This is a genomic window from Nocardioides caldifontis (genome assembly GCF_008087345.1).
In the GTDB taxonomy this organism is placed as follows: domain Bacteria; phylum Actinomycetota; class Actinomycetes; order Propionibacteriales; family Nocardioidaceae; genus Marmoricola_A; species Marmoricola_A caldifontis.
In genome coordinates this window covers 1-5,781 of record NZ_VHIB01000024.1, presented here as the reverse complement: position 1 = coordinate 5,781, position 5,781 = coordinate 1, and the positions used below count along the sequence as shown (strand labels likewise).

Below are 5,781 nucleotides of genomic sequence, written 5' to 3'. Positions count from 1 at the left end.
CGGATCGGTCGGCGACGCCTACGACAACGCGCTGATGGAGACCATCAACGGTCTCTACAAGGCCGAGTGCATCGGCACCACGGTCTTCCACCCAGGGCCCTACCGCATGCTCGCCGACGTCGAGTACGCGACAGCCAGTTGGGTCGACTGGTACAACAACCGCAGGCTCCACGGCACGCTCGGGATGATCACCCCGGTCGAGCACGAGGCCGCCTACTACGAGGCTCTCAACCGAGAGCCGCAACCCGTATAGCGGCGGCAGAGAACCTGGGGCGCTTCATTTCGCGTCCTGTGCCGGCAGGCGCGCTCGGGTAACGGGTGAACCAGGGCGAAGAGTCGGCAGACCGGAGGTGCGAGCGGGCCCAGAGGGACTCTCCCGCGGGCGTCTCGGGGCGGGCGGAGACTCCCACTACGGAAGGCTGATTCGCCGAGCGCGCAGCCATCGAATCGACCCCGGTGTCGGGGGCGCTTCGGCCGACGCGGACGCCCACTAACGCGCGACCGGCGTACCAAGATAGGTACATGGCGACTCCTGATCCAGACCGCTAGTTTGTACTGGCAGTACAACATGTGATGGGGCTCAGGTCGAGACCTGCCGCCCGCCTCGTCGTGCGGCGGGGAAGAGGAGCGAGGTATGAGGAAACTCCCGGCGAAGCTGGCCAGTCAGCTGTACGGGGCAGCCGAACTGATAGCTGAACGGGGCTTGGACGCTACAAAGATCGAGGACATCGCCGAGGCCACTGGCATCCCGAAGGCGACGATCTACTACCACCTCGACGGCAAGAACGCAGTCCTCGAGTTCCTTCTCAGCGACCTGCTGGACATGATCGCCGGTGCCGTGGGAGTAGCAGTCTCGACTGCCGAGGACGCTCGCACCAGGCTTGTGGCGGCCGTCGTAGCTCAGCTCGAAGTCATGCTCGAGCACCCGTACCTGTGCAGGGCCCTTGTTGGTGACTTGGGGCGCGCCACCCGCCTGCCCGAACTGGCCCTAGCGCTGCGCGCAGCCTTTTATGAACCAATCGAACAGCTGTTGAACGACGGCGTCGCGGATGGGTCGCTGCGCCCGGTCGCCGACCCGGCTGCGGTGGCCATGAGCGTCTTCGGTGCGATCACCGTCGCCGGCCTCAGCGCCGCCGTCGACGGGCCGTCTGACGACCCCAACGCAGACGCGGCTCGGCTTTCCGCAGCAATCTGCGAACTGCTCTTGAACGGCTTGGCGACAGATCGCGCCGGCGAAACGCCAAATCTCAGGGCTACATGAGCGGGGCCCAAATGAACGACGACCGGGCGCGGCAGATCTAGGCGGATCGGTTCATCAACGCTCAAGCGATCCCGGGCGAGCCCACCTACTAGAGCCCTGTCTGCTTGCGCGGCGTTTCATCAGGAGACCGGCCGCGGCAGCAACGGCGATCAGGTCCTGACTCAGCAGCGCCGCCGGCATCCCGAGAACACGCTGCGGGACGGGGTGCTGGTCGTAGGGCGAGGTGCCGGGTACGAGGAGAGTCAGGTTGAACGGCGCCCAGCGGGCAATCGGCAGCAGTGCCGCGGCCGTGACCAACTGCTCCGAACCCGTAGCACTACGCCGGCCACTACGCAGCAGCCACAGGCCAATAAGTCCTTCGGTGGTAGCACTCACTACTTCCGAGGCGCCGTGCCAGCACGCGTGAGGCCCGTATTCAGGACCGAAGGTATGGCGGCGGTTCCAGTCCGCTGCCCACGGAAGCGTGGCCGAGGCGAGCAATGATCCGGTGATCAGCCGGCGGCCCCATCGGTCCACTGCACTCTCGGGCCGAACCTGTGCCTGCGTGCCCAGGCGAACCGCTGTCCGCATAGCGAGCCCCTTGTCGTCGTCGTACGGCCAGTTCACTAGGGATCGGCAGACTGCGCAATGGGCAATCTTGCCTTCTGGGCATCAAGCTGTAAGTTTCGTCGGGTGAGTCGTGCCGGGCTGCGAGAGCGAAAGCGTGAGGCGACCGCGCACGCGCTTGCCGAAGCCGCATTTGAGCTTGCCAGGGCGCGTGGTCTGGATGGTTTCGTCATCGACGACGTGGCGGAGCAGGCTGGGTACTCACGGCGTACGTTCGCCAACCACTATCCCTGCAAGGAGGCCGCAGTCGCGTCGGTCGCCTACGCCAGCATCGAGGCGGCCGCGGACGCGCTCGAGGATGTCCCGGACGCAGTGCCTCTGCTCGAGGCGATCCAGGTCGTGCTGCGTCTCCAGCTGACTGCCGCTGGCCTGTCGCGAATGCGGGAGGTGATGAACATGGCCCGCGACCATCCCTCTCTGGAGCCGCACGTCTACTACGTCCAGCATCGAATGCGGTTGGAGGCGGAGCAGCGGATGCTGGCCGTGGCGGACGGACGCTATCCGACTCCCTACGTGACGCTGCTCTGCGGCTCCGTCTACGGCATGGTCTCGGCCGCGCTCGAGGGATTGGTCGACGTCCACCTTCCCGGCGACCCGTCGCCCCGCCCAGGCGCGATGGAGTTCGACGACTTCCTGAACGAACTGTTCAAGCACCTGCGCGCCGGCTTCTGACCGCACCATCACCTGCCGAGGAGACCGCATGTCGACGTTCCTGTACCGCCTGGGCCGCGGTTGCTACGGCAAGCCCTGGCCATTCATCGTCGGCTGGCTTCTAGTGCTCGCCGGGGTGGTGGCCGCTCTGGTCATCAACGGGGTCAAGGTCACCTCGGAGATGAAGATCGACAACACCGAGGCCCAGCAGGTCCTGGACCGGGTCGCCGAGGAACTGCCGGAGGCCTCCGGTGGCCAGGCCAGTGTGGTGTTCACCGTGGCCGACGGGGAGCGGTTGGACACCCCGGAGCGGATGGCGGCGATCGCGCAGACGGTGCAGAAGGTCTATGCCCTGCAGCAAGTCGTCAACCCGGCCGATTTGACGCAAGGCCAGGGGCAGGCGGCGGGAGGACCGTGGGCGGACCAGCCGGGCAGCGAGCCGAGTGAGCCCGGCACGGCGGCGCCGCCGTACCGGCCGCTGGTCGTCGACGGGAGCCCGGTCCCCGGGGTACTGGTGTCCACCACGGCGCCGGTGGCGCTGTTCCAGTTCCAGTTCACAGTGCCGTCGACGTCCTTGACCGACGAGCAGGTCTCCTCGGTCCTGGAGGTGGTCGAGGACGCCGGCCAGGGAACCGGTCTGCGCGTGCTGCCGAGTGATTCGCTCAAGGCGATCGAGATCCCGGTCGGCGTGGCAGAAGTCGTCGGGCTGGCGGTCGCCGCGGTGGTGCTGGTTCTCACCCTCGGCTCGCTGGTCGCCGCCGGCCTGCCGCTGGTCACCGCGCTGGTGGGCGTCGGGGTGGGGGTCGGGACAGCGTTCGCGTTGTCGACCTCGGTGGAGATGAACAACGCCACCCCGGTGCTGGCGCTGATGATCGGGCTCGCGGTCGGCATCGACTACGCACTGTTCGTGGTCAACCGGCAGCGGCGACTGATCATCGACCAAGGTCTTGAAGCCCGCGAGGCCGCCGGCCGGGCAGTCGGCACGGCCGGCAGCGCCGTATTCTTCGCCGGCCTGACCGTGATGGTGGCGCTCGTCGCGCTCACCGTCATCGGGATCTCGATGCTCACCACGATGGCGCTCGTCGCGGCGGCCACCGTCCTGCTCGCCGTCCTCATCGCGCTCACGTTGTTGCCGGCGATGCTGGGGCTGATCGGAGAGCGGATCGTCTCGGCCAAGGCCCGCCAGAAGGGACACACCAGGCGCGGGGATGACGCCAGCCACAGCGTCGCCGACCACTGGGTCAAGGCCATTGTGCGACTCCGCTGGCCGGTCATCGTCGGTGTGGTCGCTGTGCTCGGCGTGGGTGCGGTACCCGCTGCGAGCATGGATCTGGGGTTGCCCTCGGGCGCGACGGCGAACACCGACACCGCTGCCCGGCAGAGCTACGAGCTCGTCACCCGTGGCTTCGGTGAGGGGTTCAACGGTCCGCTGCTGGTCACCGTCGAGTCCGCCGACGGCGCGGCCGTTGACCCGCAAACCCTCGGCGCGGTCACCCAACAGCTGCAGCAGCACGAGGAGATCGTGGCCTCGGTGCCGGTCGGCACCAGCCAGGACGGGCAGATCGCCGTGCTCAGCGTCATTCCCAGCTCGGGCCCCAACGACGACGCGACAGCGGATCTCGTCGAGGCGCTCCGCGAGCCGAGCTCGCCCGTCGCCCAGGAGCACGACGTCGTGGTCGGCGTCACCGGGTTCACCGCGATCGGCATTGACATGTCCGACCGGCTCGCCGAGATCGTCCCCTTGTACCTGGCCATCATCGTCGCCCTGTCGCTGCTGATCCTCCTGGTGGTCTTCCGGTCACTTGTCGTGCCGATCCAGGCGACGCTCGGGTTCCTGCTAAGCATCCTGGCTACCTTCGGGGTGACCACCGCGGTGTTCTCCTGGGGCTGGCTCGGCTGGCTGGTCGGCATCGACACCGGGGGCCCGCTGTTCAGCTTCGTGCCGGTCATCGTCACCGGCATCCTGTACGGCCTGGCGATGGACTACCAGGTGTTCCTGGTCTCGTCGATGCGCGAGTCCTACGTGCACGGCTACCACGGCAAGGCGAGCGTTGTGCATGGGTTCGACCAAGCCAGCCGGGTGGTGGTCGCCGCCGCGGTGATCATGGTCTCGGTGTTCGCCGGCTTCATCTTCAGCCACGACGTGATGATCAAGCAGATCGGGTTCGCGCTCGCGGCCGGGATTCTCATCGATGCGTTCCTGGTGCGGATCACGCTGACCCCTGCGCTGATGGCGATTTTTGGTGACAAGGCGTGGTGGCTACCGCGCTGGCTGGACCGGATCCTGCCCGACCTTGATGTCGAGGGCGACCGGCTCCTGCAGATGCTCGCCCGACGGGAGGACGCCCTCCAGACGTCGCGACCGGACGCCGTCGGGACGCAGTAAGACGGTCCTAGGGTCCGGGACTCGGTGGAGTCGGCGCGTTGCGTCTATTGCTGTCGCCGTCCCCAGCGGTGGCCTCGGCTGTCCCTCTGCGGCGAGTCACCGCCGTCGACGATCGTCTGGTGCTGCAAGAAGTCCTCGACGGCGCGCAAACCGCGGGCGGCTTCCTTTGCGGTGCGACGTTCCTGTCGACGTTCCTCACGACGGCGAGCCCAGTCGCGGTCCCATTCCTGCCAGGCGCGGAAACCCCCGTATCCCGCGCACCAACAAGCTCCGCAAGCGAGCAGGCCGCCGTAGAGGAACCACATCCCGTACCACAAGGCGTCCGCCACCAGATTGGCCAGACCCTGCCACGCGTGTCCCGAACCCACTGGTCACCACCTCCGGCGGGCGATGACAACCACCTAGGTGACGCCCGCCGTACTCACGTTACGTGCAGTCATGCATGTATGTAAATGCTCCACATGCTGCGGTATGCAACGGCCGCCATTCAGAGGAGCACGGGGGAAGAGCATCCGTGATCGCGAGGTCAGCAGGTATGCCGATAAACCAAAGCAAAGAGCACGCCAAGATGCCCCGGCGGGCGACGGGCGACTCTCCGACACCTCAGTCGGGGTGGCCCCGTCGTTGGGCACCGCAGCAGGCTGTGCCCTCGGCTTCGATCCCCTCGGGCTTTCACATCGGCTAGGTGTACTCGGCCGGGACGTTGGTGACACACCCGTCGGGTTGTTGACGTGAGGAAGACCTCCGGGTTGTCGACGACGCCTGAAAACTGACCCCCTATCGACGGTCGAAAACTGACCCCCTCCGAGACCCTGTGCTTAGTCATGAGACAGGGGTTGAGGAGTGTTGTCAGTGGAGGACTGGGCCGAGATCCGTA

The 5,781-nt window shown here is 66.8% G+C and carries 4 protein-coding genes; all 4 read left to right on the top strand.

Features of this window, described 5'->3' with window-relative positions; translation table 11 throughout:
* On the top strand, positions 1-253 hold a 253-nt coding region (locus FIP57_RS22865; protein WP_148576201.1), incomplete at its 5' end, for an integrase core domain-containing protein.
* A gap of 381 nt (positions 254-634) precedes the next feature.
* On the top strand, positions 635-1,261 hold the full coding sequence (locus tag FIP57_RS22860; protein WP_148576199.1) for a TetR/AcrR family transcriptional regulator: 627 nt from the start codon (positions 635-637) through the stop codon (positions 1,259-1,261).
* Positions 1,262-1,933: 672 nt separating this feature from the next.
* The gene (locus FIP57_RS22855) at positions 1,934-2,539 is read left to right on the top strand and encodes a TetR/AcrR family transcriptional regulator (RefSeq protein WP_162529948.1); all 606 of its coding nucleotides are present in this window, start codon (positions 1,934-1,936) and stop codon (positions 2,537-2,539) included.
* Between the two features lie 28 nt (positions 2,540-2,567).
* The gene (locus tag FIP57_RS22850) at positions 2,568-4,904 is read left to right on the top strand and encodes an MMPL family transporter (protein ID WP_148576194.1); all 2,337 of its coding nucleotides are present in this window, start codon (positions 2,568-2,570) and stop codon (positions 4,902-4,904) included.
* The last annotated feature ends 877 nt before the right edge of the window (positions 4,905-5,781 follow it).

Bases quoted from the DNA above. Each gene is read 5' to 3' on its own strand.
- FIP57_RS22860 (WP_148576199.1), top strand. From the start codon at position 635: ATGAGGAAACTCCCGGCGAAGCTGGCCAGTCAGCTGTACGGGGCAGCC.
- FIP57_RS22850 (WP_148576194.1), top strand. From the start codon at position 2,568: ATGTCGACGTTCCTGTACCGCCTGGGCCGCGGTTGCTACGGCAAGCCC.